The following is a 25,559-nucleotide window of genomic DNA, read 5'->3' on the forward strand; positions in this document are numbered from 1 at the left end:
TTGGCTATTTTAAATCTTGGCTAATTCAAATCTATTATTGACAAAAAAATATATATATGGCATACTAAACGAACAATTTAAATACTCGTGAGGGAGTAGTTTGCGCAGGTAAACTGCGTGTCAAGTCAACATACTGACCATAGGTCTGGCTTGTCTTAATAAACGAGACTCATGTATAGCATTACGCTATGCATGATTTTTTTTGACTCGTGCATAGTAATGCTATGCACGAGTTTTTATTTTGTAAAAAAATCATGTACCTATAGGAGGCAACTGGGATGTATGAATTCCAAGAGAAAAAAAGTGACTTGATTAATCGATTGCATACGGATGAATCATTCGGACTTTTGACCAATCAAGTTGAAAACAATCGAAGCACATATGGGAGTAACGCTCTCACAAGAGAAAAACCAGAATCACTTCTTAGACGTATTATAGGAGCAGCCAGTGAACCAATGATATTAATGCTTATTATGGCTGGAGTCATCGCACTGGCGGTTAATATCATCCGTGCTTCCACTGGCTCTGAAGCAGATTATCTGGAATGTGTGGGAATCTTCGCAGCTATTTCCCTTTCCGTTTTAATTACTGTGGTAATGGAAGGAAAAAGTGCTAAGGCATTTGAGGCGCTGTCAAAAATCAGTGATGATACCATCGTAAAGGTTTTACGTAATGGTGATACCCTAATGTTAAGCCAAAAAGAACTTGTTGTAGGTGACATTGTATTGCTCTCTACCGGAGACAAAATTCCTGCTGATGGCAGACTTATGCAAAGCTCAGGCTTAGCAGCAGATGAATCCGCATTGACTGGTGAAAGTGTTCCAGCTAAAAAGGATGCTGACTACATCATTTCAGATGCAAAAACACCGCTTGCAGAACGTGGCAATATGCTGTACTCAGGGAATTATATTACCAGTGGATACGGTAAAATGTTGGTAACTGCAGTTGGCGATAGTACGGAATTTGGAAAAATTGCAAAAGAACTTACTGGAACAGTACGAACCAGTACTCCGTTGCAGGAAAAGCTTGCCCGTTTAGGAAAAACAATAACCATTCTTGGTGTCATTGCTGCGGTAATCGTATTTATTTCTGAAATAATTTCTTTCGCATTAACAAACGGATTGGTCCTGGAAGAAGTTCTTGATGCATTTGTTACAAGTATTGTTTTGATTGTTGCTGCTGTGCCAGAGGGACTACCGACCATTGTTGCTGTGTCACTGTCTATAAATATAATCAAACTTTCCCAGCAAAATGCGTTGGTAAAGAAGATGATTGCCTCTGAAACGGTCGGATGTATTAATGTTATCTGTTCGGACAAAACCGGGACGTTGACAGAAAATAAAATGACTGTCTCCGCATTTTACGATAGGAAATGGCATGATAAAGCGGATGAACTAACTTCGGAGTGGCTGATACACAATGTCTGTCTTAATACGACTGCCGATATTTCACAAGACGGTACTTTTATCGGTAATCCTACTGAATGTGCTATGCTGAATTTTTATGAGAACTCGGCAGTGCGTAAAAGTACCGGCAAATCCTATAAGGATGAGCGCACCGACCATGATGTACTGCATGCGTTCCCCTTCTCTTCTGAGCTGAAACATATGACTACCATCAGCAAAGTGGATGGTAAGATTATTTCCTATGTCAAGGGAAGTCCTGAGAGTGTATTTGCTATGTGTGCACTTTCGGACCATGAAAAAGCAGAAATTGAACATTATATCATTAAGTCACAAGAAAAAGCTATGCGTGTAATTGCTTTAGCACATAAAGAACTTGATAAAATGCGTGACTATGAGGACGAGCATCATCATGCTGCTATGGAAACGGATATGGTGTTTGACGGATTTGTTGCAATTTCTGATCCGCTACGTCCTGATGTGTATGAAGCAGTTAAAAACTGCCGGAATGCTGGAATAGATCTTAAAATCCTTACAGGTGACAATATAGTAACAGCAAAAGCCATTGCAGAAGAATTGCATATTTTAAGTGATGAGCGAATCACTGTTGAAGCAAAGGAAATAGCTGAACTGAATGATGATGAGCTTTTGAAGATGCTGCCGCGTATCAGTGTTATTGCACGCAGTACCCCCACTATTAAAATGCGTGTAGTAAAACTCTTAAAGATGCAAGGCAATGTTGTAGCAGTTACGGGTGACGGTATTAACGATGCACCAGCATTAAAGAATGCGGATGTCGGTATTGCCATGGGTATATCTGGAACAGAGGTATCCAAGGAAGCGAGTGATATCGTTCTGCTGGATGATTCCTTTTCCACCATTGTCAAAGCAATTGCTTGGGGCCGTGGTATCTATGAAAACTTTAAAAGGTTTATCCAGTTCCAATTAACAGTTAATGTCTCGTCGGTTATTGTTGTATTTACATCCATTTTATTGGGATTGAAAGCACCATTTACTGCTTTGCAGCTCTTATGGATTAATATTATTATGGATGGGCCTCCAGCATTGACCTTGGGCTTAGAGCCTATTTATGACGATTTAATGAGCCGTGAACCCACAAGACGTAATGAAAATATTCTTTCCCGTACCATGTTTGTCAGAATAGGGTTGACAGGCTTATATATCTCCGTCATTTTCTTATGTCAGTATGTATTTAACTTTCTAGGAGCAGCCGAAGAGGAAATAAGTACTGTATTATTTACGTTGTTTGCTCTATTTCAGTTATTCAATGCTTTTAACTGTCGCGAGCTTCATACCACCAGTATCTTTAAGCATTTACTGCAAAACAGAATTATGTTGATTGTCATTTCTATTACTTTTGCCCTTCAGATTTTGATTATTCAATTTGCTGGCGCATTTTTTGGAACCATTCCGCTTGGACTGGCCATGTGGCTAAAGCTGCTTGGCTTAAGTTTCAGTGTGATTATCATTTCCGAACTGGTAAAGTTAATGCTCAGAAAAAAGCATTCCGGATATTGATGGAGATTTGTCCTATTTTTAAGAAGGTTATTTCTATATAAAACGTAGCATAAATCCATATAAATAAAAGGCAATTTTTATACAAGTGCCTGCGAAATCCTCGGCCAATCTTGAGACATATAGGAAGGCTAATATAAATAGAAACCAGGGCAATAGCTGAAAATCCTGCTTTGCCCTGGTTTTTGAAAATATAAATAAATATTGTGTTATGTTATATTTTGATCACTTTCTGATTTCATTTACATACCTAAAAAGAACTGTGTGAATAGTGCAGCACATACTCCGCCTAAAAGTGGTGCAATGCCAGGAACTAAAATACCATACTTCCAGTCTGCATCTGTTTTGCTGTCTATTGGTAAAATGGCGTAAGCAAGCCTGGGACCCATATCACGTGCCAAATTCATGGCAAATCCTGTGGTACCGCCCAATCCCATCCCAATAGCCCATACCAGGAGACCAACTGCAATGGGTTCAACAGCCGGATTGTTAAGCCTCGTAATACCAAGAATACAAGTTATAAACATAAAGGTTGCAATGAATTCTACAAAAAAGTTGCGGGGGAGATTTCGAATGCCTGGTGTGGTGGAAAAAATATTACGTATTTTAACCGCATCAATTTTACCTGCAGATAGTTTAAAATGGTCCGCATAGCATACATAAACCAAAACCGCACCCGCAAAACCCCCGGATACCTGGGCTATACAATAAGGGACTACTTTGCTCCATGAAATTTTTCCAAGAACAGCTTGGGCAAGTGTCATGGACGGATTAATATAAACACCATTGAAAAGATAAAGGGTAACAGTAATACCAAAGGCCCAAGCTGTAATTGCAAATATATGACCTGAACCATGATGCTTCGTTTCGTTTAATGTTTCATTGCAATGTACACCTACGCCAAATATAATCATGAATGCAGTACCCAAAAACTCTGCGATAAGATGGTGGTACATGTTTCATTTCTCCTAATGATTATTTTTCGGAATGAAAAGCTTCCTTTAAATTTATACATACCAAATTAAGCGCATCCTGTGCTTCCTCCACTGTTTTTTGCATATTAAAAAATCCGTGGATTATTCCGTCATACCTCTTTAAGCAAACTTCTGCACCAGCCTCTGATAGTTTTTTAGCATAATGCTCGCCTTCATCTCTTAATGGGTCATATTCTGAGGTAATGATGCAGGCGGCAGGAAGATTACTGAAATCATCTGCAAGTAATGGTGAAGCTATTGGATTATCAGCTTCACTTAAATTATTTAAATAGTTAGGGACAAACCACCCTTCAATTTCTTTTGTTTCCAGCCTGTATCCTTTTGCATTTTCCACTCTGGATAAAGGTTTTGTTTTTCCGAGAAGATCAAACATTGCATTAATTTCTATCTGATAAGCAATGGAAAATTCTCTCCTGTCTCTTGAAAGCTGAGTAATTGCAGCAGTAAGGGTTCCGCCTACACTGTCTCCTCCAATGGCGATTTTTTCAGGCTGTATATTCAAATCTTTTGCATTTTCATATACCCATTTGACGACCTGATAACATTCTTCCACTGGCTCCGGGAATTTGTGCTCGGGAGACAGGCCGTAATCAATCGATATCACTGTGCAATTTACAGTGTTTGTTATTTTCCGGCATATGGAATCATAAACATCCATACTTCCGAAAATAAATCCACCACCATGTATCCAGATAAATACAGGGTGTATTCCCTCAGTTTTAGGGTTATATATTCTAATGGGGGTATCTCTTTTGGAAGTTCTCACAGTACGATTGGTAACTGTTCCTACTTCAATGATATCTCCTTTAAAATCATCCCAGCTTTTTTTGTAATATTCTCTCAGCTGATCAATGCTAAGGGAAGTATACATACTGCTGAAATCCGTTTCTAACAACTTGTTAAATATTGGATTTAACGGCATACTAAGAACCTTCTTTCGTATAATAAAATTTTATTAGTTAACTAATGACCAAATTATAATCACATTAGTTGAAAATGTCAACTATTATAATTTTGATTTATGAAATCTTTTTTATGAATGGTAATTATATTAAAAGAGTATAGAACAGAGAAAATACTTTGATATACTTGTTTGAGACATACCTGGATAAGTATTGAAAATAGATATATAATGCAACTAATTTTATTGAAATAAGGAGAAAATAGTTGACAAAATCAATTGAAATCCATATAATATAGTTAAATAAATCAATAAAGGAGTCAGGCGTGAATAAAAAATATGATACGAGATATTTTGGAATTTTGAACAGACAGCTTCAGACATATATTAATCTTGCTTTTAAAACAATAGATTTGGACTATTGGGAATGCATATTGATAGTCAACCTGTATGATAATGAAGGAATTAATCAAGAAAAGCTTTCTTCCCTTCTTCTGATAGATAAATCAATCGTCACAAAAACAATAAACTCTCTTGTAAATAAAGGACTTATCATAAGAAAAGTCTGTGAAGATGATAAAAGAGCCAAAAACCTATATTTATCAGATAAAGGAATGGGATACAAGGAGCAAATATTTTATCTTTTAGAAAAATGGATAGATTATATTTCAGATGGAATAGATAAGGAAACCCAGGAATTTGTGCTGAGTAAACTTCGTGTTATGGCGGAAAAAGCCAGAAATGCAGATTTTAATAAATTGATAGAAGCTGATGATGATAATGTGAAGTAAAATAGGGTAATGAAAAGTCTAGGTACAGAAATGTAAAATATTTCGAACTAAAAAAGGAAATACTTGAAAGTTGTATAATTATGACTATAATGGAAGTGTATGGCAGAAGAAGTTCCATATAAAAACAGTATATTGTAGTGAAAAGAAAAATGAAAAAGGCAAACCTGCCGAAAGACAGGGACGCAAAGCCACGGGCCTAAGACGTATGTTAAGGCAGCCGGGTTGCCATGATACACGAAAGGTCCATGGCATTGCTATGGACTTTTTTTTGTTATATTATGGCAAATATTCTTTTCAGCAGCACAAAAGAAAAGGAGAGCGAGTATGGAGAAATTTAGTATTAATGTTTCAGGAGATGTATTAAAAATCGTGTTGGATGGAAAGTTTGGAGATGAAGATATTGCAGGCTTTGGCGCAGCTTACCAGCAGGCTGTGGGAAAAATCAATCCTGCACAGGTTACCCTTGAACTGGATGCCAGAAATATGGGGATTATCACACCGGATAAACAGGAAAAATTAAAAGGATTTTTCATTCTCTATAAACAGACAGGCTTTCGAAAAGTAGCACTCCGCATGGAGGACAGTGCAATCCTTTCTATGCAGGTCAGAAGACTTGCAAAAGAAGCCGGTATTGCAGACTTCGAAATCAAATAATAATACATACTGGAGGGAGAATGGCATGGTACAGGTTAAGATAAGGGATATTGCAGTAAGCCATGGAAATCTGGTAGTGGATAATGAACCGTATTTGGAGCACTTTCGCAAAAGAGGAAAGGATGTTGAGCATTTTTTAAGGGATGTAATCGGAAGGGAAAAAAGGTTTCTCTTTGAGGATGAGAGCGGTAATACCCTGACACTTTCACTGGAGGCAGTTAAGGATTTATTGGACAGGACAGGCCTTAAGGGCTCTGATATGGACATGATAATTTTATCAAGCCAGCTGCCGGAATATACGGCTCCTCCTACCTCGATTAAGATACATAGTGCCATTGGCGGAAAAAACGAGTGCATATGCTATGATATCAATTCCAATTGCTGCGGAATGGCACTGGCCTTTGAACAGGCAGCAAAATATATGACACTGACACCTCATGTTACAAGAGCCCTGCTTATTGGCTGTGATTATATCAACATGACCATTGATGAAGAGGAAGAAAATCTTTACGGGCATTACGGGGATGCTGCCTGCGCAGTGATCCTGGAAAAGACAGAGGAAGATGCCGGTATAGTTGATTCCGTGTGTACGGTCAAGTCGGAAGGGGTTGATGTAGCCCTCTTTCCAGGCTGCGGATTCTCCAATATCCTTCGTGTTGAAAATAAAAAAGATATGCTGATTAAGTTCGTACCGCCTACGGAGGATGTCCCGGCCTCAGCAGGAGAAACAATAGGAAGGTTGCTAGAGGCAAACGGACTCACAAAGGATGATGTCAAAATGTTCTGCTTTTCCCAGTATGCACTTATTAATATTCGTAAGATTCGGGAGAATTTCGGAATTGACGAAGCACACAGCCTCTACATTGGAGATGAATACGGCTATACGGGAACCAGCAGCCCCTTTATTACCCTTTATGAATCTGTTAAAAGAGGATTTGTAAAGCGCGGAGATTACATTGTAATATGGACCATTGGCTGCGGCTCACAGAATATCGGACTACTGTGTAAGTACTAGAGAGATGGATTAAGGGGGAGAAAATATGCTGATTACTAAAACTTTAGCAGAAATTACGGATGAGATATGCCAAAAATATGGTGACAGAGAAGCATTGGTGTTCCCGGGAAAGCAAGAAACCTACACATTTTCCCAGATGGTGGAAATGAGTAATGCCTGCGCAAAGGGCTTGCTTGGCTTAGGTGTAAAAAAGGGGGACCACATGGCTATCCTTGCTCTGAATTCACCGGAATGGGTAATTCTTGAATTAGCAGCAGCCAAAATTGGTGCGGTGTTAGTATGCATAAATACAGCCAGTACAAAAAGCGAACTATCCTTTGTGTTAAAGCAGTCGGAAAGTTCGCTTTTCTTTCTTACCAAAGGGTTTAAGGATGTCAGCTTCCTGGACAATCTGACAGAGATTTGTCCGGAGCTTTTAACCTGTGAACCGGGTAACTTAAAGAGTGATACACTGCCCTGCCTCAAAACCGTGGTATTATTGGATGATACTGCATTAAAGGGAGCCTTTCATTTTAAGGATGTCGAGGAGTGTGGAAAGACCCTCGGTGAAGCCGCCCTTATGGAAGCTGGCAGGAAAGTTACGGCAAAAGACCCTTTAAATATCTTTTACACCTCCGGTACTACAGGAAATCCCAAAGGAGTTGTTCTGGACCACTATGCAACCGTAAACAATGCACTGGTATCAGGTGAACGCATGGAATATGATGAGGACGACAGAGTACTTTTGTGCCTGCCGCTGTTCCATGTAATCGGATTTGTCTTAAGCACCTTTGCAGGGCTTTTCCGCGGAGCTTCTATCGTAATCGCGGAGCGTTTTGAGACCAAAAAGGCCCTGTCCCTTATTATGGATGAGAGCTGTACCGTATTTAATGGCGTTCCTTCCATGTTTCAGTTTATGTTGAACACTGATTTAAGCCAGTATGATTTGTCCAGTCTTTCAAAAGGCTTCATTGCAGGTGCCTGCTGCAGCAATGAGCTGATGAGAAGAATCGTGGAAGAATTGGGAATCGAGACTATTGCAAACCTCTACGGACAGACAGAGGCCATCGGCATTACACAGATTTCTTCCTCTGATGATATGGAATACCGCCTGCACAGTATCGGAAGGGCCTTGCCCGGTGTGGAAGTTAAGGTTGTTGATTTAGCAAGCGGTGAAGAGACGGCTATTGGAGAAAAAGGTGAACTCCTTGTAAAATCCGCCTATATCATGAGCGGTTATTATCACAACCAGGAGGCTACCAATAATGCCATCGACAGGGAAGGCTGGCTTCGTACTGGGGACCTTGTAACCATCAACGGGGAAGGCTTTATTCATATCGAGGGCCGCATTAAGGATATTATTATCCGCGGAGGCGAGAACATATCCCCGGCTGAAATAGAAAATGTCCTGAAGCATTACCAGGGAATCTTCGACGCAGCTGTTATAGCCGTGCCGGATGAGCTGCTGGGAGAGGAAATCTGTGCATTCATCATACCGGCCTCCGGGCATATGCTGAGTGGGGAAGAGGTACGTGAATATGCAGCTCTTCATCTTGCAAAGTTTAAAATTCCGAAGTACATAAAATTTGTGAAGGAATTTCCGATTACTTCAAGCGGAAAGATTAAGAAGGCAGTTTTAAGGGAGCAGGTAAAGGATGAATTTGCCCAAATAGTGCACAGAGAGATTGCCGCTGCGATAAACCGGTAAGACCTTCTTTATCAAAAGAATAAGTAAATAAGGGAAAAGTACCCTGTTAGTCAAACGCAAAAGGAAATTGTGTTTTACTTTCAGGGTACTTTTTTATGCTTATAATCACAATAACTGCAAAAAGAAATATATTAACTGCAAATAGAAAAACATAAACCATCGTCCGTTTCCAAAGGCTTAGCTGGAAATCAAAAAGATATTGACAAAAAGAAATTCATCCTATAAAATAATGTCATTGCAATTCATATAATTCATATTATAATAATATGAATTAATACATCAGATAAATAAGTTAAGACATAGTTATAAAAGAGAGGTTTACACAATGAATATAGATGTGCTGAAAGAATATGCACCAATGTATCTTAGTGCGGCGGGGCTTACGGTAAGAATTGCTCTGATTGGAATAGCGGGTTCCTTTCTTGTGGGGATTTTCTGCAGCCTTATCCGATATTACAAAATACCGTTTCTAAGGCAGCTAACAGGCTTATATATCGAGCTTTCCAGAAATACACCGCTGCTCATTCAGTTGTTTTTTCTATATTTTGGATTACCAAAGGCGGGAATCTTGCTTAGCTCTGAGACCTGTGCCATTACAGGTCTCATTTTTCTTGGAGGAAGCTATATGGCGGAAGCCTTTCGAAGCGGGCTGGAAGCTGTACCTTCCATACAGCTGGAATCGGCCTTAAGCCTGGGACTTAAAAAGAAGCAGGTCATTCGGTATATTCTGCTGCCCCAGGCAATATCGGTTTCCGTGCCGGCCTTTGCGGCTAATATTATCTTTCTAATTAAGGAGACTTCGGTATTCAGTGCAGTTGCCCTGGCTGATTTAATGTATACGGCAAAATCCCTTATCGGAATGTCCTATAACACAGATGAAGCACTTTTTATGCTGGTATTGTCCTATCTTGGCATACTGCTTCCGATTTCTGTGATATTTACTTTGATAGAAAGGAAATTAAGATATGCAGGATTTGGGAATTAAAGTATTGTTTGAAGGAAGGAACCTGATAAGGCTCTTTGAGGGCTTATGGGTCACTGTTGAAATATCCCTTCTGTCCGTATTGATTTCAATGGTTCTTGGAATCGTCCTTGGAATGATAATGACGGTAAAAAATCCGGTAGTCAAGGCCGTTACAAGACTGTACCTGGAATTTGTACGCATCATGCCCCAGCTGGTGCTGTTGTTCCTGGTTTATTTCGGGCTGACAAGGGCATTCCACATAAACCTGTCCGGTGAAGTATCGGCGGTCATTGTCTTTTCCCTCTGGGGAACGGCAGAAATGGGGGATCTGGTAAGAAGTGCGCTGATCTCAATTCCTGTGCACCAGTATGAGAGCGGAAAGGCCATAGGGCTTACGGAAGGACAGATCTACCGCTCTATTATTATACCCCAGACCATAAGAAGGCTGGTTCCCCTTGCCATTAACCTGGCAACCAGAATGATAAAAACAACCTCCTTGATTGCACTTATCGGAGTGGTAGAAGTGGTAAAGGTGGGGCAGCAGATAATAGAAGCCTCGCGCTTGTCCGTTCCCTCGGCAGCTCTTTGGGTATACGGAGTTATCTTCTTTTTATATTTTCTTATCTGCTATCCGGTGTCAAAGCTTGCAGCCAGACTTGAGAAAGCCTGGAATGGAGTGTAAAATCCCAGGCCATAAAGTGGTAAACAGCCGCTTTATAGCAACAGGCTAAGGAAATCGTCAGATGGAAGTAAAGCATTAAAAGTTAAGAAAATGCCTGATATTTTAGGTAAAAGGCAGATAAGAAGGATGAGGCAGACTGAAAATGATAAAGGGGCAGATAGGTGCTGCTGTCCAAATTTACGTAATCAGCAGCATGGAGGGATGATATGAGTGTAAAAGAAGGAATTCTTACATTAGAGCATATAAAGAAAAGCTATGACAGCCTGGAGGTGTTAAAGGATATCTCCCTTACGGTAAGCAAAGGAGAAGTAGTGGTTATTGTAGGACCTTCCGGCTGCGGCAAGAGTACCCTGCTGCGGTGCATCAACGGTCTTGAGGCAATCCAAAGCGGAAAGATATCCCTGAAGGGTGAAGTAATCAGCGGCAGGCAGAAGGATATGCACCTGGTACGGCAAAAGGTCGGAATGGTATTCCAAAGCTATGAATTATTTCCCCATATGAATATTTTGGATAATATAACCCTGGGGCCAATAAAGGCACAGCGCAGAAGTAAAGGGGAAGCAGAGGAGGAGGCCAGGAAGCTTCTTGAACGAGTGGGGCTTCTGGATAAAATGAATGCCTTTCCAAGGCAGCTCTCCGGCGGACAGAAGCAGAGAGTGGCTATCGTAAGAGCCCTTTGCATGCATCCTGAGGTCATGCTTTTTGATGAGGTCACCGCAGCCCTGGACCCGGAGATGGTAAGGGAAGTGCTGGATGTAATGTTAGAGCTTGCAAGGGAAGGAAGCACCATGCTTATTGTAACCCATGAAATGCAGTTTGCCAGAGCCATTGCAGACAGGGTCATTTTTCTGGATAAGGGAGAGATAGTAGAAGACAGTACACCGGCGGAATTCTTTGAGAATCCCCGGACAGAAAGAGCAAGAAAATTTTTAAATGTGTTTGAATTTGACGCCGTAAAAAGTGTTGAAGATAGAAACTAAAAAGCGATTGCCGTCAGAGGCGGCGGAGTGAGAGGAAGGCGTAAATATGAAAAAAATAATATCATTATTATTGTTACTCGTCTTAATGACGACCTTACTGGCAGGCTGCAAAAGCAATGCCGACAAGAAGGAAGCAGATACATCCGCTTCTGCCGGAACGGCAAGAACGCTGGACGATATTAAAAAAAGCGGAAAGATAGTAATTGGGGTATTCAGTGACAAAAAGCCTTTTGGCTATGTGGATGAAAAGGGAGAGTACCAGGGCTATGACGTATACTTCGGTAACCGTATAGCAAAGGATTTAGGTGTTGATGTGGAATATGTTTCCGTAGAAGCAGCCAGCCGTGTGGAATACCTGGTAACTGCCAAGGTAGATATCATACTTGCCAACTTTACCGTAACACCGGACCGTGCTGAAAAGGTGGATTTTGCATTACCCTATATGAAGGTTGCCCTTGGTGTGGTATCACCTGACAGTGCACTGATAACCTCTGCCGACCAGTTAAAGGGAAAGACACTGATCGTAAACAAGGGAACTACGGCAGAAACCTACTTCACCGAGAAGTATCCCGATGTCAAATTGTTAAAGTTCGACCAGTACAGCGAAGCCTACAGTGCCCTGCTTGACGGCAGAGGGGATGCCTTCTCTACGGACAATACGGAAGTGCTTGCCTGGGCTATTGAAAATAAGGGCTACACAGTTGGTATTGAGTCTCTTGGAAATCTTGATACCATAGCACCTGCGGTACAGAAGGGAAACACCGAGCTGTTAAACTGGCTGAATGAAGAGCTTAAAACCCTTGGCAAGGAAAATTTCTTCCATAAGGATTATGACGAGACCCTGGCTCCTGTATACGGAGATGCTGCCAATCCGGATAACCTTGTGGTAGAAGGCGGAGAAGTAAAGTAAAACTAAATTAGATTGAAGAATAAAACTGTTCGAAGGGTTCATAGACCGTTTCGGGCAGTTTTTTTGTGTATATTTTTTGTGCATCTTTTAAAACTGCCTTATTATCTGTGAAATTGACAAATAAACATAAATCTGAATAAATACTTTTTGTATATTATCCTCTATAATATTCAATACAAAGGGCAATTATTGTACATAATAACGGTAATTTTAAGAATATGCTAAAGATGGACAAAATTGCTTTTGACAAAAAAGGAGGTATTTTTATGGGTAAAATCAGGAAAGTGCTTGCAGCTGTTTTGGTATTTACAATGATTTTGGCATTGTGTGCCTGTGGAAAAGCATCTACAAACAGCAATAGCGCAAATGGGGCTGCTTCGGCAAATGGATCAGCCAAAGAAACAACCAATGGCAAGGCAGCTGATGGGGCAGCGGCTGAGACCACGAAGACAGATGGAGTAAGCGGGTCATTTTCATTGTTTCATTTCTTTGAAAAGGAAGGAGCAGGAACTTCCATAGCTTTTTGGAGTGCGGCAGACAAATACCAGAAAGCCAATGCAGGAGTATCCATTGATTATCAGTTTACTGACAGTGACAACTATGAAGAAAAGTTAACCACCTTAATGGCAGGAAATGAATTGCCGGATGTATTCCTGACCAAGGGTGACATGCTTGGAACTCTTGCCGATGCCGGATTAATTGATCCTCTCGATAAATATCTGAAGGAAGATGTAGAATGGGCAGCTAATTATGTTGACGGTGCTTTCAGTGACTGTACTTATAACGATACCGAGTGGGGAATTCCCTTCCAGATGCAGGCGAACTGTATCGGAGTATACAACGAAGAAATATTTAAGGAATGCGGAATAAGTGCCTGGCCCGAGACCTGGGATGAGCTGCTTTCAGCCTGTGCCAAGATTAAGGCTGCCGGTTATACCCCTATTGCAATGGGCAATAAGGATCAGTGGCTTGCGGAATCCGCTGTCTTTAATACCTATGCTTATAAATATGTTGACAATACCTGGTTTGACAGCTTAAAGAACAATAAGGGAGCGAAATTTACCGATGATAAGTTTGTGGCAGCGCTTACCGGTTTTAAGGCAATTGCAGATGCTGGCTATTTAAACAGTGACGTAAATTCCATCAATCAGGATGAAATGTACTCTTTATATTATAACAAAAAGGCGGCAATGTTCTTTAATGGCGCATGGTCCATTGGAACAGTAATAGCAAATGCTCCGGCAGAGGTACTGTCCAATACCCACCTGGGCTTAATGCCTGCAGTAACCGGCCAGTCCGGTACCAAATTCGATACGGCTGCCGGTGCCGGATGGAATTATGTCATAAAAGCCGGCCTTAAGGGAGATAATTTAAAGGCGGCACTTGCTTTCCTGAAACAGGTAACCACCGGGGAATATGCGGATGAAGCCCTTCTTAACGGATTCTTTTCAGCAGCCAAGTCCTCCGGAAAGGTAGACGAAAGTCAGATGAAACCTCTTTTTGCCGAATATGTCAAGCTGGAAGCTGATATGAATTTTCTTCCGATTTTTGACTGTCAGCTCCCGGCGGAAGTAGGAAGCGGGGTGTTATATGCAGATACCCAGCAGCTGATCGCAGGAACTTTGAAGCCTAAGGATATGGCAGCGGACTGCCAGTCAGCCATGGAGGCAAATTATAAATAATCTGGAATAAGAACAGGAAGGGGCTTACAGGCTACTGATTACAGCCCCTTCTTTTAAACATGAAGGAGGCAGCGAATGAATACCAGAGAAATCCGCTCCAAGGGACAGTATATTATTATCTACACCCTGATTCTGATTCCCTTTCTTTATTTTCTTTATATACTCATTGTGCCGTTAGGTACCTCAATCTATTACAGTCTGACCAGATGGAAGGGAGTAGGAGATCCGAAATTCCTGGGCCTTGATAATTATGTTACCTTAATTCACGATAAGAATTTCTGGCTCGTAACAAAGAATACCTTTCTGCTGTCGATTATGTGCGTAATCGGGCAGGTTGGCATTGCACTTTTGATTGCATTCCTGATGACTATCCGGAGGCTCCGGTTTAAGGCTTTTCACAGAGCGGTTATCTTCTTTCCCGTAGTAATGGCTCCGGTGGTCGTAGGCTATGTTTGGCGTTTTATTTATAACAGCAACTATGGACTTTTAAATACATTTCTGACATCCATCGGGAAAGCCTCCTGGATAAAAAGCTGGCTGGATGATTCCTCTATCGTACTCCGCTCTGTTGCTGTTCCGGTAATCTGGCAGTATATCGGCTTATATATGGTGCTTCTTATGAGTGCCATTTCGGCAGTACCACAGGAGGTTTATGAATGTGCGGAAATAGATGGTGCCACAGGAGTGAAAAAATCCCTGTATATCACACTTCCCCTGATATGGGATACCTTTAAGATCTGCATAATCCTGTGTGCTTCGGGAACCATGAAGATATATGACCATCTGGTCGCCCTTACCAACGGGGGACCCGGGAAGGCATCCTCTTCACTGGCTCTTTACTGCTATGATTATACCTTTAAATTCGGCAACTTTGGTGTTGGTGCGGCGATTGCTGTATCCATTCTCATATTTGCCGTAGGCATCAGTCTGGTTATTCAGCTTATTATGGGGAGGAAATCCGTATGACAATTGCTATGAGAATAAAGAAATATCTGGCATGGGCAGTTGTGAACATTCCGATACTTGCACTGTCCCTGTCCTGCATCTATCCGGTGGTCTGGCTTTTGTATTCTTCCTTGAAAACAGACCAGGAATTTGCAGTCAGCCCGGTTGCACTGCCTAAAATCCTGCATTTCGGAAATTACATAACAGCCTTTGCCAGAGCAAAATTCAGCGTTTTCTTTTTCAACAGCCTTTTAAACAGTATCGCTTCGCTCCTTCTGGTATTAGTAATATCCTTTGTTATGGGCTATCTTCTTTCCAGATACCGGTTTCCCGGCAGGAATTTAATTTATATGATTTTGATGGCGGGAATCATGATACCGGTGTATGCTTTAATTGTACCGATATTTATCCAATTCAAAAATATCGGTCTGTTGAACAACCGGTTCACGTTGGTACCGATTTATGTAGCCTTTGAATTACCAACCGCAATTTTCCTGATTGACGGATATTTGAAAGGAATCTCGGTAGATTTGGAGGAGGCTGCCACCATTGATGGTGCCGGCATGCCAAGAGTAATGTTTTCCATTATGCTGCCCGTATGCCGTCCCATTATGATGACGGTTGTGATACTTACCTTTATGCATGTCTGGAATGAATTTCCCTTTGCACAGGTTATGATTAACAAAGAAGCCTTAAAGACCATTCCCATTGGACTTACTTATTTTACTTCCCAGTATATGACCCAGTACACCCTTTTACTGGCAGCGCTGGCAATGGCTACGATTCCGGTGCTTACCATTTACCTGTTCTTCTATAATAAAATTATGGAAGGAATGATGGCAGGTGCCATAAAGGGGTAATCAGGCTTGTGGATGCGCTGTGCACACAAATCTGATATGGGCAGACGCAGCGCAGAAAGGATGATAAGCATGGACATAAAAGAGCTGGAAGACATATCACCCTATATACGTATGATGAGGATAAAAAAGGCCGTTGCAATGAGCGGTAAGTGGAAGGATTTGGACAATGTATTTACCTATATTGCCCAGGGCTGTGCCGAATTTGTTGTAGACGGGGAGAAATATGAATGCGGAGCAGGCGATACCATTCTTATTCCCCCCTTAAAGACCCATATAGTGCGCTCCCTTGGAGGAGAGCCGCTGGTACAGTTTATCTTTCATTTCGATTTTTATAAAAGGCCGGAGAGCTGCCTGCTGGAGCATCAGGATGTTCTGGAGCTGGGCACGGAATTTGAAGTACCGAAAAGGGAAGTGCTTTTCGGAGATAAGGTAATCACCTCTTCCATGGGGGAAAAGGAACGGTATGAAATTAAGAAGCTTTACTTAAACATGTATAAGGAATTTACGGAAGGAAAGGAATGCAGGGAAGCCATGCTAAAGGCATATTCCATCATTCTCCTGATTCTGACCCTGCGCCATGGAATAAGAGAAAAGAAAGAGACGGATGGGAACAGGGATTTCCAGAAGACAAAATCCTGGATTCACATTGAAAATGCCATAGCTTATATTAATACCCATTATAAAAATGAGGACCTGGACAACGATACCATCAGTGAGGCTATCGGGGTAACGTCCAATTACCTGACCAATGTGTTCCGCAATTATCTTGGCATCTCTCTTCATAAATATATTATTAACGTAAAGATAGAAAAAGCCCAGCAGGTTCTTGCGCTGGGGCAGATGAATATTACGGAGGCAGCGGAGGAGTCGGGCTTTACCAGTATCCATGCCTTCAGCAAGACCTTTAAGGCAGTGGTGGGAATGACTCCAAGTGAGTATCTGAATTATGTGGTGCAAAAGGAAACCATGTCCGTAAGCGGCTTATACAAAAGTCATGAAGCGGAATGAAAAATATCAGCATGGATTTAAATGGATTTAAACTGTTTTCATACAAAAATAAATGAAAATAAATTCAAAAAATGAAAATGAAATAGGAATACAGCTTCCTGGAAAGAGGACTACATGTGGATTGAAGGCAATTACAGAAGAAATTTAATGGATATGCATATTGATGATTGGAATGAAGAATTTCTGACAAAAATCAACTGCGAAGAATACGTAGAGGCTCTTAAGGATGCGGGAGTGCAGGCAGCCATGGTAAAAGCAAAGCCTCATACGGGATTGTGCTATTATCCAACAAGCATCGGACGGATGCATAAAGGTCTCCATGGAAAGGATTTTCTGGGGGAAATGATTCAAAGGTGCCATGAGGCAGGAATAGCAGTTGAGGTATATTTTACACAGGTTTTTGACAACTGGGCCTATGAGAACCATCCGGAGTGGAGGACGGTGGGCCCTGACGGAAAGAATTTCAGGGAATACAGAAACGGCGGAAATTTCAAGACCGGAAGGTATGGAATCGTATGCCCTAATAACGAGGGCTATCGGGAATATGTGAAAGAAAATCTGCAGGAGCTGAACCGTAATTATCAGTTCGAGGGGATGTTTCTGGATATGACCTTCTGGCCTGATATCTGCTATTGTCCAAGCTGCAGAAAGAAATACCTGGAGGAGACCGGAAGAGAGCTTCCAAGAACTCTAAGGTGGGACAGGAAAGAATTCCGCGAATTTGTCTACCTTCGTGAAAAGTGGATGGCAGATTATGCGAAATTTGCTACCGCTGCCATTAAGGAAATCAATCCGGAGGTTACCGTGGAGCACCAGTTTTCCATGATTACATCTCCCTGGATTAATGCCAGCAGTGAATTATTAATGGAAGCAGTGGATTATGCGGGAGGAGATTATTACGGAGGCTTTTTACAGCAGTCCTTTATCAATAAATACTATAAGAACGTATCACCGGCATTGCCCTTTATCTATCATACTTCCCGGTGCGACCCGGAGTTGGTGTTCCATACCACCACGAAGACAAAGGAAGAGCTGTTGCTCCATGTCATGACTGCACTGGTGCACAACGGGGCCTTTTTATTGGTGGATGCCATTAACCCGGACGGGTCCATCGTGCCGGAAGTCTACCATGGGCTGATGAAAGAGGTTTATTCCATTACCCGCAGGTATGAAAGCTATGTAAGCGGCGCTTTTAACCACAACGCTGCCATCTGGTTTGCAAGCCATGCCAAATATGACCCTGATGAAAACGGAGTGGACACCTGCGATAAGAGCTTTGACAGAAAAATCTATATGGATGCGCCGGTGGCGGCAAGTTCTATCCTGAGAAGCACTAATTTACCCTATGAGGTAATCGGCAGCAGGAACCTGGAAGGAGAAAGGGCGGAGGTTATTATTCTGTCCAACGTGGCCGCAATCCGAGAGGAGGAAATGGATGCCTTGGAAGCTTATGTAAAGAGGGGAGGAAATCTCTACGTCAGCGGGCCCATCGGAAATCCCCGGCTGGAAAAGCTTCTGGGAGTGAAGGTGCTTGGAAAGACAGGACATCAGTTTACCTATCTAAGTCCTACGAAGGAGGGGGAAGAAATTTTTGAGAAGTTCTCAAGGAAGGTACCTCTAACGATTCCCATGGCACAGTATGAATTAGAGATCGTGGATGAAAATGAAATCACAGTACTGGCAACCCAGACACTGCCCTATACCATGACCGGGACGGAGGAATTTGCAGCTATACATTCCAATCCCCCCGGTATCTATACGGACCAGCCGGGAGTTATCAGAAAGATGGCAGGGCCCTCCACCCTTATATGGTCGGCGGCTCCCATTGAGCTGTCAAAGCCCTACTGGAGCAGACAGGTATTTTATAATATTATCCGTTCACTTTGCGGTAAGCTGGTATTCGAATCCAATGCCCCGAAATATGTGGAGGTAATTAACTGGAACAAGGAAGGCAGAAACTATTTTGCACTGCTAAACCAGCAGGAGGAAGCCCCTATTGTACCGGTATACGATATTTATGTCGAGGTGGAAGGAGCAGGAAAGACCGCAAAAGAACTGGTAAGCGGTAAGGTGCTTAAAACAGAGATACTGGGGGATAGGACTAGAATTCTGATTGATAAGCTGGAGCTGTTTATGCTGTTTGAAGTGGAGTAAAAATAAAAGGAGAATCGGTATGAAATACGGTATTTATTTTGCTTATTGGGAACAGGAATGGACGGCAGACTATAAAAAATATATACGAAAAGTTAAAAAGCTTGGCTTTGATATTCTTGAGGTATCCTGTGCGGCCCTTGCCAAAATGGAAAGGGAAGAATTATATGCCCTTAAAAAAGAAGCGGAGGACCAGGGAATCATTCTGACGGCAGGTTATGGGCCTACGGCATATGAGAATCTCGGCTCTTCGGAAGAGAGCATAGTGAAAAATGCCATAACCTTTTATACGGATATTTTAAAGAAACTGGAATTTCTTACTATCCATACCCTGGGCGGAGGGATTTATTCCTATTGGCCGGTGGATTATTCAAAGCCTGTTGACAAGCAGGGAGACTGGGAGAGAAGTGTAAAAAATGTCCGCACTGTGGGAAGGCTTGCAAAGGAGTGCGGTGTGGAGTATTGCCTGGAGGTACTGAACCGCTTTGAAGGGTATCTGTTAAACACCTGTGCCGAGGCCAGGGAATTTGTAACCCAGGTAGACGTTCCTTCCGTAAAGATCATGCTGGATACCTTCCATATGAACATCGAGGAAGACAGCATTACCGAAGCCATCCTTCTGGCAGGAGACCTTTTAGGGCACTTCCATGCAGGAGAAAATAACCGGAGGCTGCCGGGAAAGGGGAAGCTTCCCTGGTATGAAATCGGTGCTGCACTGCGGACTATCGGATACAGCAAAAATGTTGTTATGGAGCCCTTTGTAAGGAGCGGAGGCCAGGTAGGTTCAGATATAAAGGTATGGCGTGACCTGAGCCAGGGGGCCACAGAAGAACAGCTGGATGAGGATGCCAGGAATTCGGCAGCATTCCTTCGTTATGTATTTCATGATAATACGGTACATCAGGATTGCTGCAGGAAGGGTGAATAAGAACAGGATGCTCTTACCTTTACAGCAGACAGTGGGATTCAATTGGCAGTAGGATTCAGCTGGTTAGAGAATTCAACTGGCAGGAATGAAAGGAGGATATGGAATGGAACAGTATCCGGCTATCGGTATAAGGCCTGTAATTGATGCCAGGCAAATGGGAATCAGAGAAAAGCTGGAGAAAAAGACCAGGACCATGGCGGAAAATGCAAAAGCAATCATTGAGGGCAGTCTTTGCTATGGGGACGGAACACCTGTAAAATGTGTAATTTATTCCGGCAGCATTGGCTGCGGGGAAGAAGCGGCCCGCTGTGGGAAGGAATTCGAATCACAGAATGTCTGCGCCACCTTAAGTGTGACGCCCAGCTGGTGCTACGGAATGGAAACAATGGATATCAATCCTCTTACCTTTAAGGCAGTATGGGGCTTTAATGGGACGGAAAGGCCGGGAGCGGTCTACCTGGCCTGTGTCATGGCAGCATATAATCAGATGGGACTGCCGGCCTTTTCCATCTATGGAGAGGATGTGCAGGATATGGAGGATGATACCGTCCCAGAGGATGTGAGGGAGAAGCTGCTGTTATTTGCAAAGTGTGCAATTACGGCAGGCTCTCTGAGAGAAAAAGCTTATGTTGGCATCGGTTCGGTCTCTATGGGAATTGCAGGCTCCTTTTTAAATCCCGACCTTTACCTAAAATATTTCGGAATGAGAACCGAGTGGATTGATATGACAGAGGTTTTGCGCAGAATACAAAAAGAAATTTATGACAAAGAGGAATATGAAAAGGCCTTAATCTGGGTGAAAGAGAACTGTACGGAGGGTATGGAGCCGGAGCCTAACAGGATAAATGGCGGGCATACCCCTGAGGAAAAGGATAAAGACTGGGAATTTAATGTTAAGATGACAATTATTATCCGTGATATCTTAAAGGGAAATGAGAAGCTCTCCAGGCTGGGCTGGAAGGAAGAGGCCTACGGCAGAAATGCTATTGCAGGAGGCTTTCAGGGTCAGCGTATGTGGACGGACTGGCTGCCGAACGGTGACTTCACCGAGGCAATTTTAAATTCTACCTTTGACTGGAACGGAAAAAAGCAGCCCATAGCCTTTGCTACGGAAAATGATAACCTGAACGGTATCTGTCAGCTCTTTTCCAATTTACTGACAGGCTGTGCCAGTATTTTTGCCGATGTCAGAACCTATTGGAGTCCAAGTGCCATAGAACGTGTATCCGGCTGGAAACCGGAAGGAGGGGCAAAGGATGGGTTTATCCATCTGATTAATTCCGGGGCAGCCTGCCTGGATGGCAGCGGTGCGGTTAAAAATGAGCAGGGAGAGGGAATTATGAAGCCCTGGTGGGAGATGACAGAGGAGGATATTGACGCCTGCTTAAAGGCTGCAACTTGGTGTCCGGCAGAACTGTGCCAGTTCAGAGGCGGTGGATTTTCCTCCCATTTCACCACGGATGCCTGCATGCCTCTCACCTTTCTCCGCCTTAATATGGCAGCAGGTATCGGCCCGGTATTACAGTTAGCCGAAGGGTACAGTATTGTCCTGCCGGAAGAGGTTCATTCGATTTTGGATAAGAGAACGGACCCTACCTGGCCCACCACCTGGTTCGTACCAAGACTGACGGGAGAAGGAGCCTTCACGGATGTGTATTCCGTAATGGCAAACTGGGGAGCCAATCATGGGGTTTGTGCCTATGGGCACATTGGAGCAGAGCTTATTACCCTGGCATCCATGCTTAGAATACCGGTTAATATGCATAATATCGAGAAAAAGAGGATATTCCGGCCCCATGCCTGGAGCACCTTTGGTACGTTTGATTTGGAACCTGCTGATTTTATGGCTTGCAGGACCTATGGACCTTTGTACCGTTAACGTTTAATGAGATAAGACTATAAAAAATCCAATTACCCGTACAAAATGCTGTAATACAGTTTTTTTATCCTAATTCCTCTGTCAATTAAAAATAATTGTAGATATTATAGAATGATTCAAGTAAAATTACTACAAAGGACAGCCGGTAGCTGTGAATGATATTGGAATAAAATTCAGGCAGGAGGATTTGTATGAAAGTATTGGTATTAGGCGGAACCAGATTTTTTGGGATTCATCTTGTAGAAGAGCTGTTATTAAAGGGGTGTGATGTTACAATAGCTACAAGAGGACTGACCCCGGACCCCTTTGGAGACAGGGTGAAAAGAATTAAGGCAGACCGGACCAAGGAAGAAGACATGAAAACTGCTTTTAAGGATAAGGCTTATGATATCGTATATGATGATATTGCCTATTGCTCCAATGACATCAAATATGCCCTGGATAATATTGTCTGTAAGCGTTATATATTTGTATCAACCATATCCGTGTACGATGACCTTCATATGGAAATAGAAGAGTCGGAATTCAATCCCCTGCAGGGAGAAACTGTCTGGTGTAACAGGGAGGACGCTGCCTATAACATGATAAAGCAGCATGCGGAGAGAGCACTTTTTCAAAACTATGCCAGCAGGAGTGCGGCTGCAGTGCGTTTTCCATTTGTGATTGGTAAGGATGACTATACAAAGAGACTATTCTTTTATGTGGATCATATAAAGCGCGGCATACCCATGAAAATTGATAACATCAAAGAACCTCTGGGCTTTATCCATTCACTGGAAGCCGGCAGATTTCTTGCGTTTTTAGGTGATAAGGATTTTACGGGAGTGGTAAATGCGGGCAGTAAAGGAGCTGTTTCAGTAGGAAAAATTATAGAATATACAGAGGGAAAGACCGGGAAAAAGGCTGTTATTTTGTCTGAGGGAGAAGAGGCACCTTATAATGGGGCAGATAGATTTTCTGTGGATGTCAGGCTTGCCGAAGGTCTGGGCTTTTCCTTTTCAAAGACGGAAGATTGGATATGGGATATCCTGGATTACTATATTTTGCTGCCATAAGAAACAATAATTTATTTTATTTGTTCTATTATTCATCAAAGAATTTTCAAAGAAGGAAAAGGGAAGCTCGTTATCAATCCCCTTTTCCTTCTTTTTTGCAATTTATTTTCTTTTTTGACAAATAATACTAAAATACTATTTGACATTGGCTTTTTTTATAGTTAAAATACATTTATAATAGGAGGTACGTTGAATGAAAAATGTTAAAAAGATTATTTCTTTATTTTTGTTAGTGACATTGGTATCTGTTTCTTTCGTAGGATGCTCGTCCGATGATCTGACACTTCTAAGTGCAATCACCAAATCACCTAGCATAACATCAATGGAAAGCAAGACAGACATGACTTTAAGCTTTAGTGCAAAGGGGCTGGCGGCAGAGGACCAGCAGAGTTTTGATTCAATAGCACCAATGCTGAATGGTTCAAAAATCGTTATTACCCAGAAGTCAAAAGGCAATGCCGACAAAACAATCGCAAAAGGCCAGGCCGATATAAGCGTTGACCTTGGAGGAATGGGACTGTCAAGCTCAGTGTGGGTTGACACCGATACTTCCGGTACTACTCCGAAAATAAAGGAGATTATAAAGGTTCCGGCTGTCCTTGCTACCTCTTTCCCTGAGAAATTCCAGGGAAAAACATATATGGTCATGGATGAACAGCAATTGCTGGATCAAAGTTCTACAGGCAGCATAGATACAAAGAGCCTGCTTGATTTCAGCAATAACTTTACTCCAAAAGTAATGGAGTTTTTGAAGGAATATGCCACACAGTTCGACCCGGGATTTACAATGGTAACAAAAAAGGATAGTAAGATAGTTGATGGACAGACATTAACTGTTTATAATTTGAAACTTGATGATGCTTCCTTTAAAAAGCTCTTGAATGCTGCAGTAGTAAGCTTTTCAAAAAATGATAAGGCTTTAGGCTTTGTAAAAGACTATTTACTGGCTGTGAATGATCTGACAGGCGTTTCCGGCACTGAGAAGGAGCAGGGAAAACAGGAAATCAATAAATCCTTTGAGGAATTTAAGACCAATCTGCCGGAATTTTTGGATAATTGGAACAAATCAATGGAAATCCTGAAGGATGTTAAAATGATCGGCGATAAAGGTATCAATATCGACTTTGGGATTAACAGTGATGGTTATGTAGTCAGCGAAAGCGGCAACATGGATTTCATTATTGATTTAAAAGCCTATGAAGAGGCCGGCAACAAATTTGACGCACTCAGTGACAGCAGCAAAAAAGCAGGATCCAGTACACAGAAGGGAATTATTCAGTTCGGTGTTGATTTTAACAGCACCATTTCTAATATCAATAAGGATGTGGATATTACCTTCCCTGAGCTTAATTCCACGAACTCCTTCAGTTACGCTGATTTAATTAAATATACAGCTCAAACTGCTATAGTAGATGATATTACAGCACCAAGCGCACCGAAAGTAAATAAAGTGCTGACAACTTCAACTGCCGTATCCGGAAAAGCTGAAAAAGGCTCCACAATAATTGTTAAAAAAGGCAAGACCGTGCTTGGAAAGGCTGTCACCAATTCAAAAGGTGTTTTCAGTGTCAAAATCAAGCCCCAGAAAGCAAAGGTAACTCTTACGGTTACTGCAACAGATAAATCAGGCAATGTCAGCAAGGCAGCAAAAGTTTCTGTAAAATAGTAATATAATTGAAAGTACATATATTAATTTAGAGATAGAAAAAGACACCAGGAATAGATTTTGAATTTCCTGGTGTCTTTTCTGCCTGATAAACAGACTCTGTGCCTGAAATGGAATGTACTTTCTTGCATAACCAACATGATAGAACCGAAAAATAAAGCGGTTAACAACTTTGTTTCCAGTTCATTTGGTTATAAAATCTTTTTATTGGATACTTATTGTGTATAACCCGCAAATTGTTCGCCAAATATATCCGTTAAGTCAGAAATGATTTTTTCATCCTCTCCGACATACTGTACAATAAGGCTTCCCTTTTTATAAAAGTGGGGGAATGAAACCCAGCTTACCATAAGGGACTTAGAGCCGTTTGTGTAACTGCACCCGTCACCACTGATATAGCCTGCTTCCTTTTCCAGCTTTTTGCTGCTTCTAAATAGGTAAATATCAATTGCTGTTTTATCAATAATCATTCTTTTCCTTTGGGCTTGGAGGAAATCCTGCTCTGCATCCTTTATTTCATAATTATAGCCCTTGTCCTTCATGGCATTTTCAAATTCCTCAATGCCAAAGGTTTCCCGGGAAGTACTTTCTCTGCTGCAGCCTGTAAATGCTCCAATTATAATGATTATCATCATAAATACTCTGATATGTCTGCCTGATATTTTTATATTATCCCCTCCTTTATATACCTTAGTAATTTATTGTTTATTATAGTATAATTCTGGACAGATTACTATCAAAATCAGCCTGGATACACGACATAGGCATGAATCTTTTACCAGTCCTTCAATTATCTCGATCCAGGGGGGGATTGGGAACGGACGATGATTTTGGCTTACCTTTCGTAATTTTCTCGTTCGGGGTTCC

At 41.9% G+C, this 25,559-nt stretch carries 21 protein-coding genes and 1 riboswitch; of the genes, 18 read left to right on the top strand and 3 right to left on the bottom strand.

What is annotated here, in order from left to right:
* Nucleotides 1–278: 278 nt before the first annotated feature.
* Complete coding sequence (locus tag BUB77_RS14020) at nucleotides 279–2,942, top strand: calcium-translocating P-type ATPase, PMCA-type (RefSeq protein ID WP_073276946.1); 2,664 nt, start codon at nucleotides 279–281, stop codon at nucleotides 2,940–2,942.
* Between the two features lie 239 nt (nucleotides 2,943–3,181).
* Here the strand turns inward: BUB77_RS14020 and larD are convergent, their stop codons facing one another.
* A complete protein-coding gene (gene larD / locus BUB77_RS14025; protein ID WP_073276948.1) occupies nucleotides 3,182–3,895 on the bottom strand; it encodes a D/L-lactic acid transporter LarD in 714 nt (237 codons plus the stop codon).
* A gap of 19 nt (nucleotides 3,896–3,914) precedes the next feature.
* The gene (locus BUB77_RS14030; protein WP_073276950.1) at nucleotides 3,915–4,856 is read right to left on the bottom strand and encodes an alpha/beta hydrolase; all 942 of its coding nucleotides are present in this window, start codon (nucleotides 4,854–4,856) and stop codon (nucleotides 3,915–3,917) included.
* 305 nt (nucleotides 4,857–5,161) lie between these two features.
* On the opposite strand from BUB77_RS14030, the gene BUB77_RS14035 reads away from it, so the two are divergent.
* From BUB77_RS14035 to BUB77_RS14115, 17 genes are all read left to right on the top strand, one after another.
* Nucleotides 5,162–5,626 (top strand): MarR family winged helix-turn-helix transcriptional regulator, encoded by a 465-nt coding sequence (locus tag BUB77_RS14035; RefSeq protein WP_073276951.1) that lies wholly within the window; start codon nucleotides 5,162–5,164, stop codon nucleotides 5,624–5,626.
* 147 nt (nucleotides 5,627–5,773) lie between these two features.
* Nucleotides 5,774–5,856, top strand: a riboswitch (cyclic di-GMP riboswitch).
* 94 nt (nucleotides 5,857–5,950) lie between these two features.
* Nucleotides 5,951–6,280 (top strand): hypothetical protein, encoded by a 330-nt coding sequence (locus BUB77_RS14040; RefSeq protein ID WP_073276953.1) that lies wholly within the window; start codon nucleotides 5,951–5,953, stop codon nucleotides 6,278–6,280.
* Between the two features lie 25 nt (nucleotides 6,281–6,305).
* Complete coding sequence (locus BUB77_RS14045; protein WP_073276956.1) at nucleotides 6,306–7,295, top strand: 3-oxoacyl-[acyl-carrier-protein] synthase III C-terminal domain-containing protein; 990 nt, start codon at nucleotides 6,306–6,308, stop codon at nucleotides 7,293–7,295.
* Nucleotides 7,296–7,320: 25 nt separating this feature from the next.
* Nucleotides 7,321–8,982, top strand: a complete 1,662-nt coding sequence (locus tag BUB77_RS14050) for an AMP-binding protein (protein WP_073276958.1) — start codon at nucleotides 7,321–7,323, stop codon at nucleotides 8,980–8,982.
* Between the two features lie 325 nt (nucleotides 8,983–9,307).
* Complete coding sequence (locus tag BUB77_RS14055) at nucleotides 9,308–9,967, top strand: amino acid ABC transporter permease (protein WP_073276960.1); 660 nt, start codon at nucleotides 9,308–9,310, stop codon at nucleotides 9,965–9,967.
* The gene (locus BUB77_RS14060) at nucleotides 9,948–10,628 is read left to right on the top strand and encodes an amino acid ABC transporter permease (protein WP_073276961.1); all 681 of its coding nucleotides are present in this window, start codon (nucleotides 9,948–9,950) and stop codon (nucleotides 10,626–10,628) included. Before BUB77_RS14055 ends, BUB77_RS14060 begins: the two co-directional genes overlap by 20 nt.
* 206 nt (nucleotides 10,629–10,834) lie before the next feature.
* Nucleotides 10,835–11,608: an amino acid ABC transporter ATP-binding protein gene (locus tag BUB77_RS14065; protein WP_073276963.1), complete on the top strand. Its 774-nt coding sequence runs from the start codon at nucleotides 10,835–10,837 to the stop codon at nucleotides 11,606–11,608.
* A gap of 46 nt (nucleotides 11,609–11,654) precedes the next feature.
* Nucleotides 11,655–12,518 carry a cysteine ABC transporter substrate-binding protein gene (locus tag BUB77_RS14070; protein WP_084124246.1) on the top strand — a complete coding sequence of 288 codons (864 nt, stop codon included), beginning with the start codon at nucleotides 11,655–11,657 and terminating at the stop codon, nucleotides 12,516–12,518.
* A gap of 266 nt (nucleotides 12,519–12,784) precedes the next feature.
* A complete protein-coding gene (locus tag BUB77_RS14075) occupies nucleotides 12,785–14,200 on the top strand; it encodes an ABC transporter substrate-binding protein (RefSeq protein WP_073276965.1) in 1,416 nt (471 codons plus the stop codon).
* A 75-nt stretch (nucleotides 14,201–14,275) separates the two neighbouring features.
* Nucleotides 14,276–15,166 (top strand): carbohydrate ABC transporter permease, encoded by an 891-nt coding sequence (locus BUB77_RS14080; protein ID WP_073276967.1) that lies wholly within the window; start codon nucleotides 14,276–14,278, stop codon nucleotides 15,164–15,166.
* Nucleotides 15,163–16,005: a carbohydrate ABC transporter permease gene (locus BUB77_RS14085; protein WP_073276969.1), complete on the top strand. Its 843-nt coding sequence runs from the start codon at nucleotides 15,163–15,165 to the stop codon at nucleotides 16,003–16,005. Before BUB77_RS14080 ends, BUB77_RS14085 begins: the two co-directional genes overlap by 4 nt.
* A 69-nt stretch (nucleotides 16,006–16,074) precedes the next feature.
* Nucleotides 16,075–17,013 carry an AraC family transcriptional regulator gene (locus tag BUB77_RS14090; RefSeq protein WP_170866653.1) on the top strand — a complete coding sequence of 313 codons (939 nt, stop codon included), beginning with the start codon at nucleotides 16,075–16,077 and terminating at the stop codon, nucleotides 17,011–17,013.
* A 114-nt stretch (nucleotides 17,014–17,127) separates the two neighbouring features.
* A complete protein-coding gene (locus BUB77_RS14095; RefSeq protein ID WP_073276972.1) occupies nucleotides 17,128–19,167 on the top strand; it encodes an alpha-amylase family protein in 2,040 nt (679 codons plus the stop codon).
* 19 nt (nucleotides 19,168–19,186) lie between these two features.
* A complete protein-coding gene (locus tag BUB77_RS14100) occupies nucleotides 19,187–20,092 on the top strand; it encodes a D-psicose 3-epimerase (RefSeq protein ID WP_073276974.1) in 906 nt (301 codons plus the stop codon).
* Between the two features lie 103 nt (nucleotides 20,093–20,195).
* Entirely contained in the window at nucleotides 20,196–21,971 is a 1,776-nt protein-coding gene (locus BUB77_RS14105; RefSeq protein ID WP_073276976.1) for an L-fucose isomerase, read from the top strand.
* 191 nt (nucleotides 21,972–22,162) lie between these two features.
* Nucleotides 22,163–23,026, top strand: coding sequence for an NAD-dependent epimerase/dehydratase family protein (locus BUB77_RS14110; protein WP_073276978.1), 864 nt, complete (start codon nucleotides 22,163–22,165; stop codon nucleotides 23,024–23,026).
* Nucleotides 23,027–23,219: 193 nt separating this feature from the next.
* Nucleotides 23,220–24,692, top strand: coding sequence for an Ig-like domain-containing protein (locus tag BUB77_RS14115; protein ID WP_073276980.1), 1,473 nt, complete (start codon nucleotides 23,220–23,222; stop codon nucleotides 24,690–24,692).
* Between the two features lie 215 nt (nucleotides 24,693–24,907).
* Here the strand turns inward: BUB77_RS14115 and BUB77_RS14120 are convergent, their stop codons facing one another.
* Nucleotides 24,908–25,327, bottom strand: a complete 420-nt coding sequence (locus BUB77_RS14120; protein WP_139241188.1) for a hypothetical protein — start codon at nucleotides 25,325–25,327, stop codon at nucleotides 24,908–24,910.
* Nucleotides 25,328–25,559 lie beyond the last annotated feature (232 nt).

The sequence above is a fragment of the Anaerocolumna jejuensis DSM 15929 genome, from assembly GCF_900142215.1.
In the GTDB taxonomy this organism is placed as follows: domain Bacteria; phylum Bacillota; class Clostridia; order Lachnospirales; family Lachnospiraceae; genus Anaerocolumna; species Anaerocolumna jejuensis.